The organism is Promicromonospora alba, assembly GCF_042654905.1.
Lineage (GTDB): Bacteria > Actinomycetota > Actinomycetes > Actinomycetales > Cellulomonadaceae > Promicromonospora > Promicromonospora alba.
In genome coordinates, this window is the sequence record NZ_JBHSFI010000008.1 from 466,096 (window position 1) to 487,095 (window position 21,000).

General features: G+C 71.2%; 20 protein-coding genes and 1 tRNA gene. 13 read left to right on the forward strand and 8 right to left on the reverse strand.

The annotated features are described in order from the left end of the window. Positions 1–16: 16 nt before the first annotated feature. The 3 genes from ACFO6V_RS24735 (at position 17) to ACFO6V_RS24745 (ending at position 3,328) form a co-directional block, all read left to right on the forward strand. Positions 17–1,396 (forward strand): aggregation-promoting factor C-terminal-like domain-containing protein, encoded by a 1,380-nt coding sequence (locus ACFO6V_RS24735; protein WP_377140786.1) that lies wholly within the window; start codon positions 17–19, stop codon positions 1,394–1,396. 109 nt (positions 1,397–1,505) lie between these two features. Continuing rightward, entirely contained in the window at positions 1,506–2,381 is an 876-nt protein-coding gene (gene rsmA / locus ACFO6V_RS24740) for a 16S rRNA (adenine(1518)-N(6)/adenine(1519)-N(6))-dimethyltransferase RsmA (protein WP_377140789.1), read from the forward strand. Continuing rightward, entirely contained in the window at positions 2,378–3,328 is a 951-nt protein-coding gene (locus ACFO6V_RS24745; protein ID WP_116676875.1) for a 4-(cytidine 5'-diphospho)-2-C-methyl-D-erythritol kinase, read from the forward strand. Before rsmA ends, ACFO6V_RS24745 begins: the two co-directional genes overlap by 4 nt. Before the next feature lie 26 nt (positions 3,329–3,354). Here the strand turns inward: ACFO6V_RS24745 and ACFO6V_RS24750 are convergent, their stop codons facing one another. After that, positions 3,355–4,164 (reverse strand): acetylxylan esterase, encoded by an 810-nt coding sequence (locus tag ACFO6V_RS24750; protein ID WP_377140791.1) that lies wholly within the window; start codon positions 4,162–4,164, stop codon positions 3,355–3,357. Between the two features lie 87 nt (positions 4,165–4,251). After that, entirely contained in the window at positions 4,252–5,241 is a 990-nt protein-coding gene (locus tag ACFO6V_RS24755) for an acetylxylan esterase (protein WP_377140794.1), read from the reverse strand. Positions 5,242–5,426: 185 nt separating this feature from the next. On the opposite strand from ACFO6V_RS24755, the gene ACFO6V_RS24760 reads away from it, so the two are divergent. From ACFO6V_RS24760 to ACFO6V_RS24775, 4 genes are all read left to right on the forward strand, one after another. Beyond that, the gene (locus ACFO6V_RS24760; RefSeq protein WP_377140796.1) at positions 5,427–7,298 is read left to right on the forward strand and encodes an ABC-F family ATP-binding cassette domain-containing protein; all 1,872 of its coding nucleotides are present in this window, start codon (positions 5,427–5,429) and stop codon (positions 7,296–7,298) included. Beyond that, complete coding sequence (locus tag ACFO6V_RS24765) at positions 7,295–7,762, forward strand: Lrp/AsnC family transcriptional regulator (RefSeq protein ID WP_116676871.1); 468 nt, start codon at positions 7,295–7,297, stop codon at positions 7,760–7,762. The genes ACFO6V_RS24760 and ACFO6V_RS24765 overlap by 4 nt, the downstream gene beginning before the upstream one ends. 260 nt (positions 7,763–8,022) lie before the next feature. After that, the gene (locus tag ACFO6V_RS24770; RefSeq protein ID WP_377140798.1) at positions 8,023–8,553 is read left to right on the forward strand and encodes a peptidoglycan-binding domain-containing protein; all 531 of its coding nucleotides are present in this window, start codon (positions 8,023–8,025) and stop codon (positions 8,551–8,553) included. 1 nt (position 8,554) lies between these two features. Beyond that, a complete protein-coding gene (locus ACFO6V_RS24775; protein WP_377140801.1) occupies positions 8,555–9,238 on the forward strand; it encodes a hypothetical protein in 684 nt (227 codons plus the stop codon). 93 nt (positions 9,239–9,331) lie between these two features. On the opposite strand, the gene lat is transcribed toward ACFO6V_RS24775, so the two are convergent. Together lat and ACFO6V_RS24785 are read right to left on the reverse strand one after the other, a co-directional pair. Next, positions 9,332–10,639, reverse strand: a complete 1,308-nt coding sequence (gene lat / locus ACFO6V_RS24780) for an L-lysine 6-transaminase (RefSeq protein ID WP_377140803.1) — start codon at positions 10,637–10,639, stop codon at positions 9,332–9,334. 56 nt (positions 10,640–10,695) lie between these two features. Further along, complete coding sequence (locus ACFO6V_RS24785) at positions 10,696–12,000, reverse strand: MFS transporter (protein ID WP_377140806.1); 1,305 nt, start codon at positions 11,998–12,000, stop codon at positions 10,696–10,698. 159 nt (positions 12,001–12,159) lie between these two features. Here ACFO6V_RS24785 and ACFO6V_RS24790 point away from each other — a divergent pair, with 159 nt between their 5' ends. Beyond that, positions 12,160–12,588 carry a hypothetical protein gene (locus ACFO6V_RS24790; protein WP_377140808.1) on the forward strand — a complete coding sequence of 143 codons (429 nt, stop codon included), beginning with the start codon at positions 12,160–12,162 and terminating at the stop codon, positions 12,586–12,588. Between the two features lie 14 nt (positions 12,589–12,602). Here the strand turns inward: ACFO6V_RS24790 and ACFO6V_RS24795 are convergent, their stop codons facing one another. Both ACFO6V_RS24795 and ACFO6V_RS24800 read right to left on the reverse strand, forming a co-directional pair. Continuing rightward, positions 12,603–13,145: a DapH/DapD/GlmU-related protein gene (locus ACFO6V_RS24795; RefSeq protein ID WP_377140811.1), complete on the reverse strand. Its 543-nt coding sequence runs from the start codon at positions 13,143–13,145 to the stop codon at positions 12,603–12,605. A gap of 44 nt (positions 13,146–13,189) precedes the next feature. Beyond that, a complete protein-coding gene (locus tag ACFO6V_RS24800) occupies positions 13,190–13,693 on the reverse strand; it encodes a MarR family winged helix-turn-helix transcriptional regulator (RefSeq protein WP_116676863.1) in 504 nt (167 codons plus the stop codon). Between the two features lie 103 nt (positions 13,694–13,796). Here ACFO6V_RS24800 and ACFO6V_RS24805 point away from each other — a divergent pair, with 103 nt between their 5' ends. Next, a complete protein-coding gene (locus tag ACFO6V_RS24805) occupies positions 13,797–14,840 on the forward strand; it encodes a maleylacetate reductase (RefSeq protein WP_377140814.1) in 1,044 nt (347 codons plus the stop codon). Between the two features lie 3 nt (positions 14,841–14,843). Here the strand turns inward: ACFO6V_RS24805 and ACFO6V_RS24810 are convergent, their stop codons facing one another. Both ACFO6V_RS24810 and ACFO6V_RS24815 read right to left on the reverse strand, forming a co-directional pair. After that, positions 14,844–15,497: a class I SAM-dependent DNA methyltransferase gene (locus tag ACFO6V_RS24810; protein ID WP_377140816.1), complete on the reverse strand. Its 654-nt coding sequence runs from the start codon at positions 15,495–15,497 to the stop codon at positions 14,844–14,846. A gap of 537 nt (positions 15,498–16,034) precedes the next feature. Beyond that, positions 16,035–16,637, reverse strand: a complete 603-nt coding sequence (locus ACFO6V_RS24815) for a TetR/AcrR family transcriptional regulator (protein WP_357454106.1) — start codon at positions 16,635–16,637, stop codon at positions 16,035–16,037. Positions 16,638–16,869: 232 nt separating this feature from the next. Here ACFO6V_RS24815 and ACFO6V_RS24820 point away from each other — a divergent pair. The 4 genes from ACFO6V_RS24820 to ACFO6V_RS24835 all read left to right on the forward strand — a co-directional run bounded on the left by ACFO6V_RS24820 (position 16,870) and on the right by ACFO6V_RS24835 (position 20,926). After that, positions 16,870–16,944: transfer RNA gene (locus ACFO6V_RS24820), tRNA-Gln, on the forward strand. 94 nt (positions 16,945–17,038) lie between these two features. Beyond that, entirely contained in the window at positions 17,039–18,619 is a 1,581-nt protein-coding gene (gene glmU / locus ACFO6V_RS24825) for a bifunctional UDP-N-acetylglucosamine diphosphorylase/glucosamine-1-phosphate N-acetyltransferase GlmU (protein ID WP_377140819.1), read from the forward strand. Then, positions 18,619–19,605 (forward strand): ribose-phosphate diphosphokinase, encoded by a 987-nt coding sequence (locus tag ACFO6V_RS24830; RefSeq protein WP_377140822.1) that lies wholly within the window; start codon positions 18,619–18,621, stop codon positions 19,603–19,605. Before glmU ends, ACFO6V_RS24830 begins: the two co-directional genes overlap by 1 nt. A 115-nt stretch (positions 19,606–19,720) precedes the next feature. Then, positions 19,721–20,926, forward strand: a complete 1,206-nt coding sequence (locus tag ACFO6V_RS24835; RefSeq protein WP_377140825.1) for a glycosyltransferase — start codon at positions 19,721–19,723, stop codon at positions 20,924–20,926. The last annotated feature ends 74 nt before the right edge of the window (positions 20,927–21,000 follow it).

Sequence of the window (21,000 nt, forward strand, 5' to 3'; positions counted from 1 at the left end):
TCTCGCCCCAAACGGGATGCCCGCCTCGCCGCCCGTGCCCGGGACGTCCGACGACTGGACACGAGTGAACCCCCGTTTTGAGCAGCAGAGTTCTGGCTCCATCCCCAGCATCAACTCAGAGTCCGAGGCTGTAGCACCTCAGGACACCCCCTCGAAGCATCGCCGTCGTTGGCCGCTGATCGCCGGCCTCTCGGCCGTCGCGATCGTCGCGTCCGGTTCGGTCGCCTTCGCCGAGGTACAGAAGACCGTCACGTTGGACGTCGACGGCACCACCAAGACCATCACCACCTACGCCGGTTCCGTCGCGGGCATGCTCGAGTCGCAAGGTGTCCGCCTGGGCGAGCGTGACGTCGTCGCCCCCGGAACCGATGCCAAGCTCTCCGACGGCGACCAGGTAGTCGTCCGCTACGCCCGCCAGGTCACCATGACCGACGGCGACGCGGAGCGTGACGTGTGGGTCACCGTCACCGACGCGGGAGAGGCGCTGACGACCCTCGCCGAGCGCGGCGGCGACGTCGCACTGGTGGCGTCCCGCTCCGGCGACCGCGCCTCCCTCCCGCTCCGCCTGAACGACGACGGCCCCGTCGCAGTAGTCGCCGACGGCACCACCCGTGTGGTCGAGGACCACTCGGCGAGCGTCGACGAGGTGCTCGACGGCCTCGAGGTCGAGCTCGACAAGGACGACCTCGTGAGCATCGCCCCGGTGGCCTCCCTGGCACAGGACAAGGCGATCGCCGCCAAGGACGCGACGTCCGCCGAGAAGGCTGGCGCCGACGTCGCCATCCAGGTGCAGCGTGTCGAGAGCAAGAAGGTCACCAGGAAGGCCAACCTGGACTTCGACACGAAGACCGTCCAGGACGACGACCGCTACGAGGACGAGGACAACCTGGTCCGGACCGAGGGCGAGCAGGGTGTGCGCACCCGGGTCGTCCTGGTGCGTATGGTCGACGGCGAGATCGTGTCCCGCAAGGAGCTCTCCAACGCGGTCACCAAGAAGCCGGTCGACCGCGTCGTCGTCGAGGGCACCAAGGAGCGTCCCGTCGCGGAGGAAGCCACCGCCGACGTAGAGCCCACCAAGAGCTCCCCGGTGCCTGCGGGCTCCGCCAGGGAGATCGGCCAGCAGATGGCCGCCGCTCGTGGCTGGACCGGCGAGGAGTGGACCTGCCTCGACCTCCTGTGGGAGCGCGAGTCCGGCTGGAACCACCTGGCGGCCAACCCGTCGTCGGGCGCCTACGGCATCGCGCAGGCGCTGCCGGGCGACAAGATGGCCTCCGCCGGTGCGGACTGGGCGACCAACCCGGCCACGCAGATCGAGTGGGGTCTCGGCTACATCGCGGACCGCTACGGCACGCCGTGCGGTGCGTGGGGCCACTCGGAGTCGGTGGGTTGGTACTGATCCAGCCCTAGGTCGCTCTTGTGCTGCGCGCCCTCTCCGGCGGGACTTGCTTCGCTGCGTCCCACCTCCGAGTGCGCTCCGCACGAACGCTCCAGATAGGCTCGCCTGCATGAACGAAACCTCAAACGCCCTGCTCGGTCCCGCGGAGATCCGCGACCTGGCAGGGCGTTTGGGCGTTCGGCCCACGAAGACGCTCGGCCAGAACTTCCTGCACGACGGCGGCACGGTCCGCAAGATCGTGCGGATCGCCGGGCTGAAGCCCGGTGAGCGCGTGGTCGAGGTCGGACCCGGGCTGGGCTCCCTGACTCTTGGCCTGGTCGAGGCCGGAGCCTCTGTGGTGGCCATCGAGATCGACCGGCTCCTGGCCGGGCAGATCGCCGAGACCGTGCGGGACCGGTTCCCGGACGCCGACTTCGAGGTCGTGCTCTCCGACGCGCTGGACGTCACCACCCTGCCCGGTGCCCCGCCGACGGCGCTCGTGGCGAACCTCCCGTACAACGTGGCGGTCCCCGTGCTGCTCACCATGCTGGAGCGGTTCGACTCGCTGGAACGCGTGCTCGTGATGGTCCAGGCGGAGGTGGCCGACCGGATCGCCGCCGTGCCGGGTTCCAAGATCTACGGCATCCCGTCGGTGAAGGCCGCCTGGTACGCGTCGGCCCGCCGGGCCGGGACCATCGGGCGCAACGTCTTCTGGCCCGCCCCGAACGTCGACTCCGCGCTCGTGTACCTCGAGCGCAGGGAGCCGCCGTCGACCACCGCGCCGCGCGAACAGGTCTTCAAGGTCGTCGACACCGCGTTCGCGCAGCGCCGCAAGACCCTGCGGGCCGCGCTGTCCGGGCTGTTCGGCTCGGGGGTCGCCGCGGAGGCGGCGCTCCGTGCCGCGGGTATCGACCCGAGTGCGCGTGGGGAGACGCTGGTGGTCGAGCAGTTCGCGCGCATCGCGGAACAGCTGGGTACGGATCAGCCGGCGGAGGGGGACGAGTGAGCGGGCGTCTGAGCGCGGCGCCGCCGCCGTCGGTCCGGGTTCGTGCGCCCGGGAAGGTCAACCTCGCGTTGCGTGTCGGACCGGTCGGGAGCGACGGCTACCACCCGCTGGCGACCATCTTCCAGGCGGTGACCCTGTTCGAGGAGGTCACGGCCACGCTGGCGCCGCCGGGAGCCGGCATCTCGCTCACCGTCTCCGGCCCGCAGGCGGACGACGTCCCCACCGACGAGACGAACCTCGCCTGGCGGGCGGCCGCGCTGCTCGCCGACCGCACGGGGCTCGCGGCCGACGTCGCGCTGCACATCACCAAGGGCGTGCCGGTCGCGGGGGGCATGGCCGGCGGATCCGCTGACGCCGCTGCCGCGCTCCTGGCCTGCGACACGCTCTGGGAGGCCGGGGTGCCGCGCTCCGAGCTGGTGGAGATCGCCGCCGAGCTCGGCGCGGACGTGCCGTTCTCGCTCCTGGGACACACCGCCGTCGGCACGGGCCGTGGCGACCTGCTGACACCGGCGATGACGCGCGGGGAGTTCCACTGGTGCTTCGGCACGCAGCGCGTCGGCCTGTCGACGCCCAGCGTGTTCCGGCGGTTCGACGAGCTGGCCGGCCCGTCGACGCCCGCCGTCGCACCTGCCGACGACACCGAGCTGATGCACGCGCTCCGGGCCGGGGACCCCGTGGCGCTCGGCAAGGCGCTGCACAACGACCTGCAGGCGCCGGCGCTGGATCTGCGGCCCGAGCTCGCCGAGGTGCTGGACGTCGCCACCGAGTCGGGGGCGCTGGGCGTCATCGTGTCCGGTTCCGGTCCCACGGTCGCCGCGCTGGGGCGCTCTCGGCAGCACGCGCTGGCGCTGGGCGCCGCGTGGACGGCGGCCGACGTCGTGGACGCCGTCTGGTGCGCGAGCGGCCCCGCCCCGGGCACGCAGATAGTCACGTCGATCACCCGCTGACCCTGCCGGCCCTGCTTCGCGGAGGTTCAGTAGGCGATCTGGGGGACGAAGACGTTCGTCAGCTGCGTGTGCGCCGCGATCCAGCGCGTGCGGCGCGCCGCCGTGTTGCTCTCGGTGGTCAGCACGCACTCGACCACCCGCTCGACGGAGCCCGTCATCGCGGCCAGCGCCTGCGCGGCGTTGATGCCCCACTCCTCCAGCAGCACCTGCGCGCCCGCGCCGTTGGTGAGCTGGAGCGGCGTGCTCGCCCGCCGGGCGAACGCGACGAGCGAGTCCTTGTGCGCTGCGGGGATGTCGCCCTCGACCATCGCGCAGGCCAGGTCGGGGAGCAGCCCTGCCGCCGCGACCACTGCCGCTGCCACCGGCCCGCTGCCGAGCACCGCGACACGTGACGGGTCCACGCGCGCGAGGGTCCGCAGCGCCTGCACCGCCCGCACGGCGTCGGTGAAGACGACGCGGTTGTAGGGGTCGTCGAGGTCGTCCGGGGGCAGCTCGACGACGAGGTGCGCGAACCCGCCCGACGCGAGCCACTCGAGGTCCCGGTCCGCCGTACGGCCGGCGGGCCGCAGCTCGACCAGGCCGGGCAGCGTGCTACCGGCGCCGGTCGGGGTGATGAGCCGGCCCGCTACGGGGTACCCCTCGAACCCGGCGAACGTCACTGCCTCCACCGTCAGGTCCCGGGCCCGGGCGGAAGCAGCCGACAGCACCGGCGCGACCTCGATGTCGCGGTGCGCGGCGAAGGCCTGCGACCAGAACGCGTCGAAGTTGGCGGGCTCGTCGGTGGCCGGCGGCGCTGCCGGCGCCACCGCGACGAGCGGCAGGTCGTACTGGGGCACGGGGAAACCTCCGGGGATGAACGTGCGTTGCGGAGCCTACCGCCCGGGCGCGACAGGTAAATTTCCCGTCCGTGCCCCGGCTTCCCGTCAGATGATCTTGCCCAGCCACGCGAGCTTGCGGGGGAACCGGTAGTCCCCGCCACCCTCGTGGTTGTTGTACGGGTAGACGTCCATCTCCTTGACCACCGGTTCGGCCTGGTCGGGCGCCCAGTTGTTGAACGCCGCGTACACCGTGGACGGCGGGCAGGTGGCATCCATGAGCGCCACCGAGAACAGGCCTGCCGCGCGGGCCCGACGGGAGAACGACACCCCGTCCAGATAGGAGAAGGTGCGCCAGACCTGCGCCTCGACCTCCGGGTCACGGTATACGGACAGGTACTTCGTGATCTCGCCGTACGGGAACGAGTCAGTGATCGACACGGCGTGGCGGTAGTGGGTCAGGAACGGCACGTCAGGCATCGCGGCGACGACGTCGGGCACCAGCCCGGCCACCGCGATGCTGATGCCGCCGCCCTGGCTCCCCCCGTTCACCGCCACGCGCAGCGGGTCCAGACCAGGGATCGCGCGCACGGCGTCGACGGCCCGGGCACCGTCGGTGAAGACGCGGCGGTAGTAGTGCTCGTGCGGGTCGAGCACGCCACGGGTCATGAACCCCGGGGCCGCGGGGCCGGAACCCACCGGGTCCGCCGTCGCCCCGCCCGCGCCCCAGCCAGAGCCCTGCCCGCGCGTGTCCATGCGCAGGTGCGCGTAGCCGGCGGCGGCCCAGTGGATCTTCTCGTGCGGCAGACCCCGCCCGCCGCCGTAGCCCTCGTACTCGACCACCACGGGAAGGTCGCCGTCCGCGTGCGCGGGGCGCGTGAGCCACGCCTTGACGGGATGCCCGCCGAAGCCCGGGAACGTCACGTCGTCGACCACCACCTCGGTGAGCCCGACGTCGATGCGCTCCACCTGCGGCGCCTCGTCGAACGTGCGCGCCTCGGTCAGGGTCGCAGACCAGAACTCGTCGAAGTCGGCGGGCTCGTCCACCTCGGGGAGATACCTCTCGAGATCGGACAGCGGCATGTCGAACTGGGCCACGTGGATGCTCCTCGGCGTAGTCGTCAGCAGGGCCGACGGCGGAGTCGACGGGCACGATCGCCGTCGACGGTGGACAGCGTAACCGCGGCGTCCGACATCGAACAGGTACCTGTCGGAGCCTCCCGGGCCAGACAGGACAACGGCCCGTGTCCGCCCGCCGTCCCGCGGCGAACTAGGCTGCTTGGGTGGCACATCTTCTCGGCGCGGACGGCATCGCGCTGACCATCGGTACTCGCACCCTCCTGTCCGAGGTCTCCCTCGGCCTCGACGACGGCGACCGCGTCGGCGTGGTCGGACCCAACGGCGCCGGCAAGTCGACCCTCCTGCGCATCCTCACCGGCACGTCGCAGCCCGACGCCGGACGGGTCACGAAGGTGGGCGGCACGGTCCTCGGCATGCTCGACCAGCGGGACGAGCTCGACGCGGACGCGACGATCCTCGACGTCGTGCACGGCGACGCGGAGACGCACGTCTGGGCGTCCGACGCCCGGGTCCGCCAGGTGCAGGAAGGCCTGCTCGCCGACCTCGCCTGGGACGCCCCGGTCGCCAAGCTCTCCGGCGGCCAGCGCCGGCGTGTGGCGCTCGCGGCCCTGCTCGTGCGGGACCCGGACGTGCTGCTGCTCGACGAGCCCACCAACCACCTCGACGTCGAGGGCGTGGCCTGGCTCGCCGCCCACCTCCGCGAGCGGTACGGCCGCCCCGGCGCGACCGGGGCGCTGGTGGTCGTGACGCACGACCGCTGGTTCCTCGACGAGGTCTGCACGCGCATGTGGGAGGTGCGCGGCGACGGCACCGGCGCCATCGACGGGTACGAGGGCGGTTATGCCGCCTACATCCTGGCGCGCGCCGAGCGGGCGCGGCAGGCCGCGACGGCCGCGGAGAAGCGGGACAACCTGCTGCGCAAGGAGCTCGCCTGGCTCCGCCGCGGGGCCCCGGCCCGTACGTCCAAGCCGAAGTTCCGGCTCGACGCCGCGTCCGCGCTGATCGACGACGAGCCGCCGCCGCGCGACTCGATGGAGCTCACCCGGATGGCGACGCGCCGGCTGGGCAAGGACGTGCTGGACCTGGAGTCGGTCTCGCTCGAGCTCGGCGGCAAGGTCCTGTTCGACGACGTGACGTGGCGCCTCGGCCCCGGGGACCGGTACGGCGTGGTCGGCGTCAACGGTGCGGGCAAGACGACGCTGCTCGCAATGCTCGCCGGCCGCCGCGAGCCGGACTCGGGCCGCGTCAAGCGCGGCAAGACGATCCACGTCAAGGAGCTGACGCAGGACGTCTCCGAGCTGGACGAGCTCGGGCGGCTCACGGCGGTCGAGGTGATCGAGTCGGAGAAGGGCCGGGTCGTCGTCGACGGCAAGGAGCTCACGGCGTCGCAGCTCACCGAGAAGCTCGGCTTCACGCGGGAGCGGGCCTACACGCCGGTGAAGGACCTGTCGGGCGGCGAGCGGCGTCGGCTGCAGCTGTTGCGCCTGCTGGTGGCCGAGCCCAACGTGCTGCTGCTCGACGAGCCCACCAACGACCTCGACACCGACACGCTCGCAGCGGTCGAGGACCTGCTGGACGGCTGGCTGGGCACGCTGATAGTGGTCTCCCACGACCGGTACCTGCTGGAACGGGTCGCGGACCGGCAGGTCGCGCTGCTCGGCGACGGGACGATCCGCGACCTGCCCGGCGGCGTGGAGGAGTACCTGCGGCTCCGGGCAGCGGCCAAGGCCGCCGGCGCCTCCGCCTCGGGCACCCCGGCAGGCGGCGGCGCCGGTACGGCGGGCGGTTCGGCCGCCGGCGGGACGACGTCGGGCACGGCTCCGGCGTCGGGCGGCGACTCCGGGGGAGACGCGGTCAACCAGCGCGACATCCGTGCCGCCAAGAAAGAGGTCTCCCGAATCGAGCGCCGTCTTGCGAAGATTGCCCAGAAGGAGGCCGAGCTGCACGAAACAATCGCACAGCAGGCCACGGACTACCAGGCTGTCGCTCGGCTGGACGCGGAGCTCCGCGACCTGGTGAGCGAGCGCGACGAGCTCGAGGCGGCCTGGCTGGAAGCGGCGGAGGTGGCGGGATGACCGACAACGATCTGGCACCGCTCGACGGGGTGGACCGAGCGCTCGTGGACGCACTGCGCAAGGACGGGCGCACGACGCTCGCGGTGCTGTCCGAGATCTCGGGGCTGTCCCTGTCGGCGGTGCAGGTGCGGGTGCGGAAGCTCGAGGCGCGCGGCGTCATCACGGGGTATCGAGCGGTGGTGAACCCGGAGGCGGTAGGGCTGCCGCTCTCCGCGTTCGTGGAGATCACGCCCCTGGACCAGGCGCAGGAGGACGACGCGCCCGAACGCCTGCGCGGCATGCCGGGCATCGAGTCCTGCTACTCGGTGGCGGGCAACGCGAACTATCTGCTCACGGTGCGGGTGGCCTCGCCGAGGGCGCTCGAGGAGCTGCTCGGGCGCATCCGCCGCACGGCGAAGGTCTCGACCCGCACCACCGTGGTGCTGCAGACCTACTTCGAGGGTCAGACGACCGAACCGGCCTGACGGCCGACGCCCGACGACGTCGACGCGCTGAGATGCCGTCGAACGTAGGCGTTGTCGTCGCTCGATCGCCGAACGTAGGCTTCGTCGCTCTATTGGGGCCCAAGCGGCGACTGCTCCTACGTTCGACCAGTCCCGTACCGAGGGGCTGGCCGAGTTTCTCCCGGTGCGTCGCTTCCGTCTTTTAAGGGCGGATTGTTACGCTCACGCTCGCCAGTACATCGCCCGGCCCGGCGTCGGGATGACGAAGGAGCGCCGAGGGAATGCCCACCACCCGAACCTGGCTGCAGGCGGGCGGTGGCACCGTCGCAGCCGCCCTGATCGTCGCCGCCGTGGTGCAGGCGATGAACTCGAGTGCGATGTGGGTGTCCAACGACCCCGTCGGCGAGTGCGGCCAGACGTCCGGCGGCGCGGTGGTCGCGGCGCAGAACGTGCTGTCGGCGGGCACCGGTCTGGAGCCGGTCGACGGGTCGTGGGACGCCGAGTCAGAGGTCGCGGCCAAGGCGTTCCAGGCCTACAACGGCCTGCCGGTGAACGGCTGCGTCGACACCAGCACGTGGCTCACCATGCGTGCCTACCTGATCTCCCTGTGCGACCCGGAGTTCGACTGCCGGGGGCCCGACCACCGCGTGCGGTACGCCGCGCCGGGCGGCGCGCGGCAGGCCTTCTTCGCCGACAACGAGTGCGACTGGGGCTCCTACGTGCTGCCGGGCGCCGCAGGCAGTCCTGTCACGTCGAACAAGATCACCGCGCTCTCGCGGGACGCGGTGGTCGAGATCGAGTGCGAGAGCTGACGTGGTCACCACCATCGAGGAGCCGAGGATCCGGCCGGAGTGGCTGCTCGGCGGCGCGGTGACGCTGCTCGGCGCGATCATCATCATCGTCGTGACGCTGATCCTCGGCGCGCGGGAGGACGAGCCCGTCGTCACGCCGGTGGACGCCACGGAGCTCACCGCCGGCACCTGCGCCGAGGACCTGCGCCAGCCGCACTGGGTGCCGGAGGCCGTCGATCGGGCGGAGGTCGAGTGCCCCGCGGACATCTCGGCAGCGATCGGCCGCACGACCGCGGAGGACCACCTCGGCACGTGGATCACCTACCCGCTGGAGGGCGACGACAACGGTCAGACGTTCCGCGGCGGGCCCGGCCTGTCCTGGCCAGAGGACGAGGTCCGCTCCGGCGCGTACCACCCGGCGTCGGCCATCACCTACGTGGCGTACCCGGGCTCCACCGAGCTGTCGGGCGAGCTGTCCGGCGACAACGTGACCGTCGAGTGGTCGGATCTCGCGGACTCGGGCCGGGAGGCGCGGGTGACTCGCGTGGACAACAACGGGTTCGGGCCGGTGCGGGTCGAATGGACCGACGACGCGGGCTCCTACCTGCTGCTCGGCACGATGGGCCGCACGCCGGAGGGCGGCTCGGGGCCGACGGTGGCCGAGCTGCTCAGGATCGCGGACAGCGTCGCAGCGGAGGACGGGTAACCCGACCGCGAAGTAGAGCGCTTGTCCGCAGTCTCCCGGGCGGCACCCAGGAGACTGCGGACAAGCGCTCTACTTCGCGGTCCTGCTACGGAGTCAGAGCGTCTCGGTCAGGACCTCGTCCAGGGCCTTGACGCCGGCCTCCAGCGCCTCGGTGGTGACCGTCAGCGCCGGGCGGAACCGGACGGACCGCTCGCCGCAGCCCAGCAGCAGGACGCTCCGCTCGGTGAGCGCGCCCAGCACCCGGTCGCGGACCTCGCGGGAGGGCAGCGTCAGCGCGCACATCAGGCCCTTGCCGCGGACGTCGGTCACGCCGTCGTGCCGGGTGGCCAGCTCGGTGAGCGCGTCGTGCAGGCGCTTGCCCATCGTGCGGGCCCGGTCGACCAGGCCCTCGGCCTCGTAGGTCTCCAGGATGCGGCGCGAGCGCACCATGTCGGTGAGGTTGCCGCCCCAGGTGGAGTTGATGCGCGACGAGACGGCGAACGCGTTGTCCGGGACCTCGTCGACGCGGCCACCGGCCATGACGCCGCAGACCTGGGTCTTCTTGCCGAAGGCGACGACGTCGGGGGTGATGCCGAGCTGCTGGTACGCCCAGGTCGTGCCGGTGATCCCGGCGCCGGTCTGGACCTCGTCCACGATGAACAGCGCGTCGAACTCGCGGCACAGGTCCTGCATGCCCTGCAGGAACGAGGTGCGGAAGTGGTGGTCGCCGCCCTCGCCCTGGATGGGCTCCATGATGAACGCCGCGATGTCGTGCGGGTTGGCCTCGAACGCCGCGCGAGCGGCCCCGAGGGCCGCCGCCTCTGCCGCGTCCATGTCCTTGCCCTCGGCGATGTACGGCGAGGGGATGCGCGGCCAGTCGAACTTGGGGAACCGGGCCACCTTTCCCGGTTCCGTGTTCGTCAGCGACATCGTGTACCCCGAACGGCCGTGGAACGCGTGCTCCAGGTGCATCACCTGGGTGCCGAGCTCGGCGGAGCGGCCGTTCGCCTCGTTGAAGCGGGACTTCCAGTCGAACGCGACCTTGAGCGCGTTCTCGACGGCGAGCGCGCCGCCGTCGATGAAGAACAGGTGCGGCAGCGCGGGGTCGCCGAGGACGCGCGCGAACGTGTCGGCGAAGCGTGCCATCTCGACCGTGTAGATGTCGGAGTTGGACGGCTTGTTGATCGCTGCCGTGGCGAGCTCTTCGCGGAACGCCGCGTCCTCGGCAAGGGCGGGGTGGTTCATGCCGAGGGGCGAGGAGGCGAAGAAGGTGAACAGGTCGAGCCACTCGCGACCGTCACGCGCGTCGACAAGTGTGGAGCCGTGCGACCGGGTGAGGTCGAGGACGAGGTCGAACCCGTCGACCAGGAGGTGCTCGCGAAGGGTGGGGAGCACTGCGGTGGGCTCAAGATGTGTCGTCATGCTGGAAAGGTAGGCAATGATCCTGCCAAGTTTCAATGCCTATGGAAATGTTCCTGTTAGCCCCGCATGTACTTGGGGCGTCGCGTGGCTAGCAGCTCGGCCGTCCCGAGCGTGAGCGTGGACCCCAGCAGCACCAGGAGCACCAGGTTCCAGCCGCCCGACGCCGCGTGCACGGCGCCGATCACGGCGGGAGCGGCAGCGGCCACGGCGTAGCCGAACGCCTGCACCGCCGCGACCGTCCGCCGGATCTGGGCGACGGTGCGGCACCGCAGGGCGACGAGCGTGAAGATCACCACGAAGTTCCCGCCCTGGGCGATCCCGGCGAGGCTCACCCACAGCAGCCACCACTGCGGCGCCAGCAGGAGGCCGGCCGGGAGCGAGACCCACAGCAGGCCCATCGTCACCGCGGCACCCCGCATCGGCACCCGGGCCGCCAGTGCGAGCGGGACCAGCACGCTGCCCGCTATGGCCAGGCCCTGGAAGGGTGCGGCCGCGTTGCCCGCCGTGGTCACGGACAGGTCCAGCAGGTCGCGCAGCAGCTCGGGGAGCCAGGCGGTGACCGCGAAGTACGAGAACGACTGCCCGGCGAACGCCACCGCCAGCGCCCAGGTGATCGGACGCCGCACCACACCGCCCCAGGTCTCGTCGGGCCGCTCGGTCGGTGGCGGGGCGGGCGTACCGGTAGGCCCGTCGACCAGCCTTTCGGCGGGCGTCTCGCCGGGGGCGCCACCGTCGTCCCCTGGCGTGCGGGGCGCACGGGTCGCACGCGTGACGTGCGGGTCCGTCGTGCGGCGGGTGGTGACGAGCCAGACGACGAGCGCCGCCGCCGCGACGAGCGACCAGGAGGCGACGGCGCCCTGCCAGCCCACGAGGGCCGCGAACGGCGCGGTGAGCGACGTCGCGAAGACGCTGCCGAGGTTCATCGTGGACGAGTACAGGCCGGTCGCCAGCGCCGTCCTGGTCGGGAAGTCCCGCGCGATGATGACCGGCACCACGACGTTGCCCACCGTGATCGCGCTGCCCAGCAGCACCGTGCCGGCGAAGGCCGCGACGACACCCGGTGTGCCCGTGCCCGCCGACCGGATCAGGGTCCCGGCGATCACGCCCACCAGGGCTACCGTGACCGCCGAGTACGGCCCGGCCCGGGCGATCAGGGCCGACGCCGCCGGCGCCACCACGCTGAAGCACAGTGCGGGGATCCCCACGAGCAGTCCGGCGAGGGTCTGGTCCAGCCCCAGCCCTGTCGCGACGTCGGCCATGACCGGCGGGAGGGATGTGATGGGGGTGCGCAGGTTCAGGGCGAAGAAGAGGACCGCGACGAGCAGCGCGGAGCCGCCTGCCGCGGTGCGGATGTTGCTCATGATGCTGTCATTGTGCGCGACGGGGTCTGTTGGTGCGTCGGGCGTCCAGCGCATCGGTACATGGTGTGCAGATCGTCATAACGGCTTCCCAGGAGGGAATGCGGCTTTCCCGTTAGATTGGGCGACCGGTCAGCAGGTCCGGGACAACAGGGGTGTCGAATGAAGCAGCGACAGGTCTTCCGAGGTGTGGGAGCACTCGTCGGCGTACTCATGCTCTCAGGCTGCGCGTTCGAGCTGGGGAAGCTCGACTACACCGAGCCGGAGTTCGTCGGCTCGTACGTGGGCGACGGCGCCACGACCGTCGTCGCGCTCGGTGAGGACCGCACCTTCACCGCCGTCGGCGTCCCGGACGAGGTGCTGGCCAACGCGACGGGTGGCACGGTCGACGAGGTCCCCGCCGAGATCGAGGGCACCTGGAAGTACGACTCGAAGAGCTCGGCCGACCACGTCGAGCTGACGGTCACCGACGCCGACGGCATGCCGGCGGAGCTGGGCGAGCTGCCGCTGTACGTCGCGGACGCCGACGACCTGTTCTTCCTGCCCGACCAGCTCGGACGCGAGAAGATAGTGGTCCGCCGGGACCGCTGAGCCGGGCCCGCCCGTCACCACTTCCGGCGTACGGTCGCCTTGCCGCCGGTCACCAGGCTCGCGGCGGGGACGTCGTCGGCCACCACGGCGCCCGCTGCCACTACCGCGTCCCTGCCGATGCTGACGCCGGGCAGGATCGTGGCGCCGGCGCCGATCCAGACGTTCTCCGCCACGTCGATGGGCGCGCCGCTCAGCCAGGTCCGGCGGTCCTCCGGATCGACCGGATGGCCCATCGTGATGAACGTGGCCTTCGGCCCCACCATGACGCGCTCGCCGAGCCGGATGCCCGCGTAGTCCAGGAACGTGCAGTTCTGGTTGATGAACACCCGCTCGCCGAGGTCCAGGTTCAGGCCATGGTCCGTGTAGAACGGCGGATAGATGGTGGCCCTCGCCGGCAGCGGCCGACCGAGGATCTGCTCGAACAGCTCCGCCTTGCCCGCCTCGTCGTCGAACGGCAGGACGTTCAGGCGGGAGGTGAGCTCGGTGGCCCGCAGGACTCGCTCGGCCATCGCCTGGAACTCGGGGCTGTGGATGCGCATGAGGTGGTCGTCGGTCATGCGCCGATCCTGTTACAGGTGCTCGTCGAGCTCAGCCGTCGAGCTCAGTCGTCGAACTGAGCGGTCACCGTGCGCAGGAGGTCCGCGAGCTGCGGGCGCTCCGCGGGCGACAGGGCGGTCAGCACCTTGGCCTCGATGTCCAGGAGGTCGCTCATCGCCGCGTCGACCCGCGCGAGCCCCTCGTCGGTGAGCTCGACCAGCACCCCGCGGCGGTCGTCGGGGGAGCGGTGCCGCTGCACGAACCCGCGCGACTCCAGCCGGTCTATCCGGTTGGTCATGGTGCCGCTGGTGACCAGCGTCTGGGTGACGAGCGTGCCGGGCGACAGCCGAAAGGGCTCGCCGGCTCGGCGCAGCGCGGAGAGCACGTCGAACTCCCACGTCTCCAGGCTGTGCCGGGCGAAGGCGGTGCGGCGGGCGAGATCGAGGTGCCGCGCGAGGCGGGACACGCGGCTGAACACCGTGAGGGGTTCGAGCTCCAGGTCCGGGCGCACGTGGCGCCACGCGGCGACGATGCGGTCGACCTCGTCGGCGGGACCTGTGTGCTCCATGGCGAGAGGCTACCGGATATCTCGACATCAAGAATCTCGACAGGACGCCCGTACGGCGTCGCTCTTGGTCAGGGGGTGTACGACGACCGTAGGCTCAGGCCTCGTGGGAAGAGACATCAGGGTGCACCAGGTCTACGCCGGTCGAGTGCTGCAGGGTCCGGGCGCGCGGTCGCTCGTGCCGGACGAGCTGGAGCGGCTCGGGTCGGAGCGCGTGCTGCTGGTGACGACGCCGTCGTCGGCCGAGGTGGGCCAGGGCCTCGCAGTCGCCCTCGGGGAGCGGCATGTCGCGACCTTCGCGCGCCCGGTCCAGCACACGCCCGTCGAGGTGACCGCCGAGGCGCTCGCCGTGGCCGGGGAGGCGCGGGCCGACGCGATCATCGCCATCGGTGGTGGTTCGGCCATCGGGCTGTCGAAGGCGCTGGCCATCCGGACGGGCATGCCCCAGGTGGCGGTACCGACCACGTACGCGGGTTCGGAGGCCACGCCGGTGCTCGGCGAGACGGAGAACGGCGTCAAGACGACGCGGCGGGACCCTGTCTTCGCGCCGGGCACAGTCGTGTACGACCCGGAGCTGACGCTGTCCCTGCCCCGCGGGCTCACGCTGACCTCGGCCCTCAACGCGCTGGCGCACGCCGTCGAGGCACTGTGGGACACCGGCGCGAGCGCGGCGACCCGGGCGTACGGGGTCGAGGCCGCCGACGGCATCCTCACTGCGCTCCCCGTGGTGCTGGACCGCCCGTCCGACGTCGTCGCCCGCGGCCGGCTCCAGGAAGCCGCCTGGCTCGCGGGCGCCTGCCTGGCGCAGGCCCGGATGGGCCTGCACCACCAGCTCGCGCACGTGCTCGGCGGGACCTTCGGCCTGCCCCACGCGGAGCTGCACGCCCTGCTCCTCGCGCACGTCATGCGGTTCAACCTCGCCGCTGCACCCGACGCCGCCGCGCGCCTGGCACGCGTCGCGGACGGCGACCCGGCGCTCGCTATCGCCGCCCTGGCAGCCAAGCACGACGGTCCGACGTCGCTGGGCGCGCTCGGCGTGCCGCGCACCGCCCTGCGCGGGGTGGCCGAACGAGTGGCGGCCGATCCCTATCCCAACCCTCGGCCCGTGACCGCCGACGCCGTGGAGGAGCTGTTGCTCGCCGCCTGGTGAACCTCAGGCGGCCGGCTTGCGCGCGAGGAGATGCGCCTGCGGGAAGCCGCGCGCCGGATCCTCGGCCGGTGCGATGACGAGGCGCGCCACCTCGTCCGCACCGGACTCCGCCAGCAGCCCCGTCACGTGGTCGGGCGAGTACCGCCACGCGGGCGACACCTTGTGGTCGAAGTGCTCGGCAGCGCGGCCGGCGTCGCCGAGCGCCTGGAACGCGACCAGCAGATGACCGCCGGGTGCCACGACCCGGCTGAGCTCGGCGAGCGTCGCCGGGAGAGCGTCGGGCGGCGTGTGGATGATCGAGTAGTTTGCCAGCACCCCGGCGAGCGTCCCGGAGGCGATCTCGAGCGAGCCCATGTCGCCGACGTCGAAGCGGACGCCGGGGTTGGCCGCGCGGGCTGTCGCCACGAGCTGCGGCGAGAGGTCGACGCCGAACGCGTCGACGCCGCGGTCGCGCAGGTACGCGGTGACGTGTCCGGGCCCGCAGCCGACGTCGGCCACCGGGCCTCCGCCCGCCTGCCGGACCAGGTCCGCGAACGCCCGGATCAGCACGTGGTTCAGCGGGTAGCCGGCGAACGCTTCACCGATGTACGCCGTATAGGCATCGGCCATGCCGTCGTAGTCGCTTCGAACGGTCGCGAGATGTTCGGGGGACGTCACGCGCCGCAGCCTAGTGCGCCGTCGGTCGGCAATCGCTGACTCACGCTCAAGAATATGTCCATTTTGCGGCGAACAGTGCTTCGGTTTCTGATCCAATATCACAGGGTGAAACCGGGCGCCTATTAGGGGTGAATATCCCTTTCCCATTGCAGAGTCCGTGTCGTGTGCTTAATGTATGGAACGCGAACACTGTTCCGCTCGCAGGTGATCATCCTGTGATTTCCCGTTTTTTGGAAGGAATAGCCCCATGACCGTTGTTGACATCCTCTCGGAGCTCCTGCACAACCTCGGCTACACCGTCGAGCAGATCCTCTGCCTGATCGGTCTCTGACCTGCAGGTACGTCGTCAGCCGCGTTCCGCGGCGGCATGAGTAGCATCCCCAGCTGAACGAACACCCCTCGCGAGTTATCGCGAGGGGTGTTCGTTATATAAATGCGGCACGCACACTTTTTGCCTCAGGGAAAATACGGGTGCGCCAGCGCAACTGCGTGCCCGGATGGTGGCAGTTCGGGCGCATTGCTCGGCAGCTCAGCGCCTCAGCGCGAGTGCCGGGTCAGCTCCGGCTTCTTTTCCATGTTGTGCAGGCCGTTCCACGCCAGGTTGACGAGGTGGGCCGCCACCTCGGTCTTCTTGGGGCTGCGGGCGTCCAGCCAGTACTGGCCGGTGAGCGCGATCATGCCGACCAGCATCTGCGCGTAGAGCGGGGCGGTCCTCGTCTCGAGCCCCGCGGCCCGGAACTGCGGTTCGAGGATCGACTCGACCTGGGTGGCGACGTCGCCGATCAGGCTCGAGAACGTCCCGGTCGCCTGAGCGACGGGGGAGTCGCGCACGAGGATGCGGAAACCGTCCTCGGACGACTCGATGTAGTCCAGCAGGGCGAGCGCCGTCCGCTCCAGCAGGACCTTGGGGTGACCGCCCGAGCCGAGCGCACCCGTCAGCGCGGTGGTGAGTGCCTGGACCTCGCGGTCCACCACTACCGCGTAGATGCCTTCCTTGCCGCCGAAGTGCTCGTACACGACGGGCTTGGAGACCTCGGCGCGCGCCGCGATCTCCTCCACGCTCGTGCCTTCGAAGCCTTTTCCGGCGAACAGTCCGCGGCTGACCGCGAGCAGTTGCTCGCGGCGCTGACTGGCCGTCATACGAGGTCGGTGGGTACGTCGGTTGTCGGCGGCCATGGTGCTCATTGTGCCCGAGCGACAGTTCCGGACGTGTCCGGAACGTGCCGGACGGGCCAACGCGGTGGAACGCGGATGTGGCTGACGACTCGCTCGGTACGGGCAGGGGCATGGCTCAGGACCTGGCAGACTGTTCACGGACGTGCGACGGTGGCACACGCCCGCTTCGGGTCACGACGGAGCCGCGCGCGCCCGGTCCGCCTTGGTGTAATCGGCAGCACAGAGGTTTTTGGTGCCTTTAGTCCAGGTTCGAATCCTGGGGGCGGAGCCATCCGGATCTGACGAACCCACCGATCGGAGCACTCGTGACCGAGACACCTCAGCCGGCAGCAGTCATCGTTCTTGCCGCCGGCCAAGGCACCCGCATGAAGTCAGCGTTGCCGAAGATCCTGCACCCGCTCGGCGGCAAGCCGATGGTCGGGCACGCGCTGACCGCCGCTCGTGAGCTCGAGCCCTTGCAGGTCGCCGTGGTGGTCCGGCACGAGCGCGAGCTCGTCGCGGAGGCGATCGGCCAGCTCGATCCCGAGGCGATCCTCGTGGACCAGGACGACATCCCCGGCACGGGCCGAGCGGTGCAGTGCGCCCTCGCGGCGCTCGACGCCAAGGCGCAGGCCGCCGCGGTGGTCGCGGGTATCGCCGACGGCGAGATCGTGGGCGACGGCGTCGAGGGCGCCGTCGTGGTCGTCGCGGGCGACGTACCGCTGCTCGACGGCGCCACCCTCGGCCAGCTGCTCTCGGCGCACCGCGCCGACGGCAACGCGGTGACGGTCCTCACCACCGAGGTCGCCGACGCCACCGGCTACGGCCGGATCGTCCGCGAGCCGGACACCGGCGACGTGCTCGAGATCGTCGAGCACAAGGACGCGAACGCCGACCAGCTCGAGATCCGGGAGATCAACTCGTCGGTCTACGTGTTCGACGCCGCGACGCTGCGCAAGGGCCTCGGCGGTCTCGACAGCCGGAACGCGCAGGGCGAGGTCTACCTGACCGACGTCATCGCGTTCGCCCGTACCGAGGGCCTGCACGTGCGGGCGCTGCTCGCCGACGACCCGATGCTCGTCGAGGGCGTCAACGACCGGGTGGCCCTCTCGGTCCTGGCCCGCGAGATGAACCGCCGCATCGTCGAGGAGTGGCAGCGCGCGGGCGTCACGGTCCAGGACCCGGCCACCACGTGGATCGACGTCGACGTCGAGCTGTCTCCTGATGTCACGCTGCTGCCGAACACGCAGCTCAAGGGCGCGACGGTGGTCGCGACCGGCGCCACGATCGGCCCCGACACCACCCTGACCGACGTCGAGGTGGGGGTCGGCGCGACGATCGTCCGCACGCACGGTTCGCTCGCCGTCATCGGCGAGGGCGCGTCCGTCGGGCCGTTCGCCTACCTGCGTCCCGGCACCAGCCTGGGGCGCAAGGGCAAGATCGGTACGTTCGTCGAGACCAAGAACGCCCAGATCGGCGAGGGCAGCAAGGTCCCGCACCTCTCCTACGTGGGCGACGCGACCATCGGCGAGCACTCCAACGTCGGTGCGGCGTCGGTGACCGTGAACTACGACGGCGTGCACAAGCACCGCACGGTGATCGGCTCGCACGCCCGCACGGGCGCGGACAACATGTTCGTCGCGCCCGTCACGGTGGGTGACGGTGCCTACACCGCCGCCGGCTCCGTGATCCGCCGGGACGTGCCCGCCGGCGCGCTCGGCGTCACCGCCGGGCAGCAGCGGAACATCGAGGGCTGGGTCGCCCGTCGTCGGCCGGGGACGGCCGCCGCGGACGCCGCGGCGAACGCCCACGGCGTGGCGTCCGGTCTCGGTGATCAGGCACAGCGACAGCTTGCCCAGCAGAATGCAGCCGGGGCGCCCACTGCCCCGCAGGCCGCGGCTGCCCAGGCCGATCCGGCCGACCTGGCCCCCGTTCCCGGGGCCGACAAGGAAGGAAAGTCCCACTGATGTCCACCAGCATCGCTCCCGGTCCGAACCGCCACCCGCTCGTCCTCGCAGCGGGACGGGCACACCCTGAGCTGGCGAAGAACGTCGCGAAGGAGCTGGGCATCGATCTGCTCGGCGTCTCCGCGTACGACTTCGCGAACAGCGAGACCTACGTGCGGTTCAGCGAGTCGGTGCGTGGCATGGACCTGTTCCTGCTCCAGTCGCACACGATGCCGGTGAACCAGTGGATCATGGAGCAGCTGCTCATGGTCGACGCGGCCAAGCGGGCCTCCGCGCACTCGGTCACGGTCGTCGCGCCGTTCTTCGGTTATGCGCGCCAGGACAAGAAGAGCCGTGGCCGCGAGCCGATCTCGGCCCGGCTCATCGCGGACCTGTTCAAGACGGCCGGCGCCGACCGCCTGATGAGCGTGGACCTGCACACCGCGCAGATCCAGGGCTTCTTCGACGGCCCCGTGGACCACCTGTGGGCCATGCCGATCCTCGTCGACTACGTGCGCACCCGCGTGGACGTCGAGAACGTCACGGTCGTCTCGCCGGACGCCGGACGCATCCGCGTCGCCGAGATCTGGGCCTCCAAGCTGGGCGGTGGCCCGCTGGCGTTCGTGCACAAGACGCGCGACGTCACGCGGCCCAACCAGTCCGTCGCCAACCGCGTCGTCGGTGACGTGCAGGGCCGCGACTGCGTGCTGGTCGACGACCTCATCGACACCGGCGGCACGATCGCCGAGGCCGTCAAGGTCATCATGGCCGCGGGCGCCAAGTCCGTGACCGTCGCGGCGACGCACGGCGTGCTGTCCGGCCCGGCCGCGCAGCGGCTCACCGAGTGCGGTGCGCGCGAGGTCGTCGTGACCGACACCCTGCCCATCGAGGACGACCGCCGGTTCCCCAACCTCAAGGTGCTCTCGATCGCGCCGCTGCTCGCGTCGGCGATCAACGAGGTCCACTCCGACGGCTCGGTGACATCGCTCTTCGACGGCAACTCCTGATCCTTCGAGGTCAGCCCGGGTGTCCGTCCGGGCGCCTGTCTGGGTATACGGTCTGACCCTTGACTCGGACGCGGTCAACGGAGGACCGTGTCTTGACAACGATCTGGGAGGGTCAGTGACCGTCACCGTCGTGGTGCCCACGTTCAACGAGGGGCCCAACGTCCGGGTGCTCACCGAGCGGCTGTGCGCCGCCTTCGGTGTGCTGCCCGACGACGGTCGGCCCTCGGGAGCCCTGCACGGGCCCGAGGGCGGCCCGGCGCCGATAGGGGCGCCGGACCTGGCGGAGATCCTCTTCGTCGACGACTCCACCGACAACACCCCTGACCTGATCCGCGAGGTCGCGGCCACCGCACCGGTGCCGGTGCGCCTGCTGCACCGGGAGCAGGCCGAGGGCGGGCTCAGCGGCGCCGTCGTGGCCGGGCTGCGGACCGTCACCACCGAGTGGGCGGTCGTGATGGACGGCGACCTGCAGCACCCGCCGGAGCTCGTGCCCGCGCTCGTCACGCGCGGACGCGAGGCGGGGCTCGACATCGTCGTCGCCTCCCGCTACACCGGCGACGGCGACGCCGGTGGCCTGGACGGCTGGTGGCGCCACGGTGTCTCGATCGCCTCGGCGCTCCTGGCGCGTTCGATGTTCCCGGTGCGGCTGCGCAACGTGACCGACCCGCTCACGGGGTTCTTCGCCACCCGGGTGGACCGGCTGGACCTCGACGCCCTGCACCCGCGTGGCTTCAAGATCCTGCTCGAGCTCCTCGCCCGCAACACGCTGGCCGTGGGGGAGGAGCCGTTCGTGTTCGGCGAGCGGTACGCCGGGCACTCCAAGGCCACCTTCAAGACCGGCCTGCGCTACCTGGAACAGCTCGCCGCCCTGCGGTTCGGGCGGATGTCGCGGTTCGCGATCATCGGCGGCTTCGGAGCCGTGCTGAACATCCTCATCCTGTGGGCCCTCACCGGGCTGGGCGTGCACTACGTGGCGGGTGCGGTGATCTCCGCCGTCGTCACGATCCTGACGAACTTCCTGCTGCAGGAGCGGTTCGTGTTCCGCGACCTGCGGAACGAGGGCCGCGGCGTCTGGTCGCGGTTCGCGCACTCGTTCGCGTTCAACGGCACCGAGGCGGCGATCCGCCTGCCCGTGCTGTGGTGGCTCGTCGAGTTCACGGGCATGTGGCCGGTGCTCGTGCAGGCGGTGACCCTCGTCGTGGCGTTCCTGCTGCGCTTCGTCTTCCACGTCCAGGTCGTCTACAAGCCGCGTCGCACGCAGCCGTCGATCGGCGTCACATCGTCTCTCGGTGCGGACCGCGCCGACGAGCGGGTACAGTAGTCAGGTTGCCTCGGCGAGGGACGCTTGACGGCCGCGGCGGGACTCGATCCCGCCAGCACCAGGCCGGCGTCCGT

Excerpts from the sequence above, each read along its gene's own strand:
- glmU (WP_377140819.1), top strand. The coding sequence starts at position 17,039 with ATGAAGTCAGCGTTGCCGAAGATCCTGCACCCGCTCGGCGGCAAGCCG.
- ACFO6V_RS24765 (WP_116676871.1), top strand. The coding sequence starts at position 7,295 with ATGACCGACAACGATCTGGCACCGCTCGACGGGGTGGACCGAGCGCTC.
- rsmA (WP_377140789.1), top strand. The coding sequence starts at position 1,506 with ATGAACGAAACCTCAAACGCCCTGCTCGGTCCCGCGGAGATCCGCGAC.
- ACFO6V_RS24770 (WP_377140798.1), top strand. The coding sequence starts at position 8,023 with ATGCCCACCACCCGAACCTGGCTGCAGGCGGGCGGTGGCACCGTCGCA.
- ACFO6V_RS24815 (WP_357454106.1), bottom strand. The coding sequence starts at position 16,637 with ATGACGGCCAGTCAGCGCCGCGAGCAACTGCTCGCGGTCAGCCGCGGA.
- ACFO6V_RS24795 (WP_377140811.1), bottom strand. The coding sequence starts at position 13,145 with ATGACCGACGACCACCTCATGCGCATCCACAGCCCCGAGTTCCAGGCG.
- ACFO6V_RS24785 (WP_377140806.1), bottom strand. The coding sequence starts at position 12,000 with ATGAGCAACATCCGCACCGCGGCAGGCGGCTCCGCGCTGCTCGTCGCG.
- ACFO6V_RS24735 (WP_377140786.1), top strand. The coding sequence starts at position 17 with ATGCCCGCCTCGCCGCCCGTGCCCGGGACGTCCGACGACTGGACACGA.
- ACFO6V_RS24790 (WP_377140808.1), top strand. The coding sequence starts at position 12,160 with ATGAAGCAGCGACAGGTCTTCCGAGGTGTGGGAGCACTCGTCGGCGTA.
- lat (WP_377140803.1), bottom strand. The coding sequence starts at position 10,639 with ATGACGACACATCTTGAGCCCACCGCAGTGCTCCCCACCCTTCGCGAG.
- ACFO6V_RS24830 (WP_377140822.1), top strand. The coding sequence starts at position 18,619 with ATGTCCACCAGCATCGCTCCCGGTCCGAACCGCCACCCGCTCGTCCTC.
- ACFO6V_RS24800 (WP_116676863.1), bottom strand. The coding sequence starts at position 13,693 with ATGGAGCACACAGGTCCCGCCGACGAGGTCGACCGCATCGTCGCCGCG.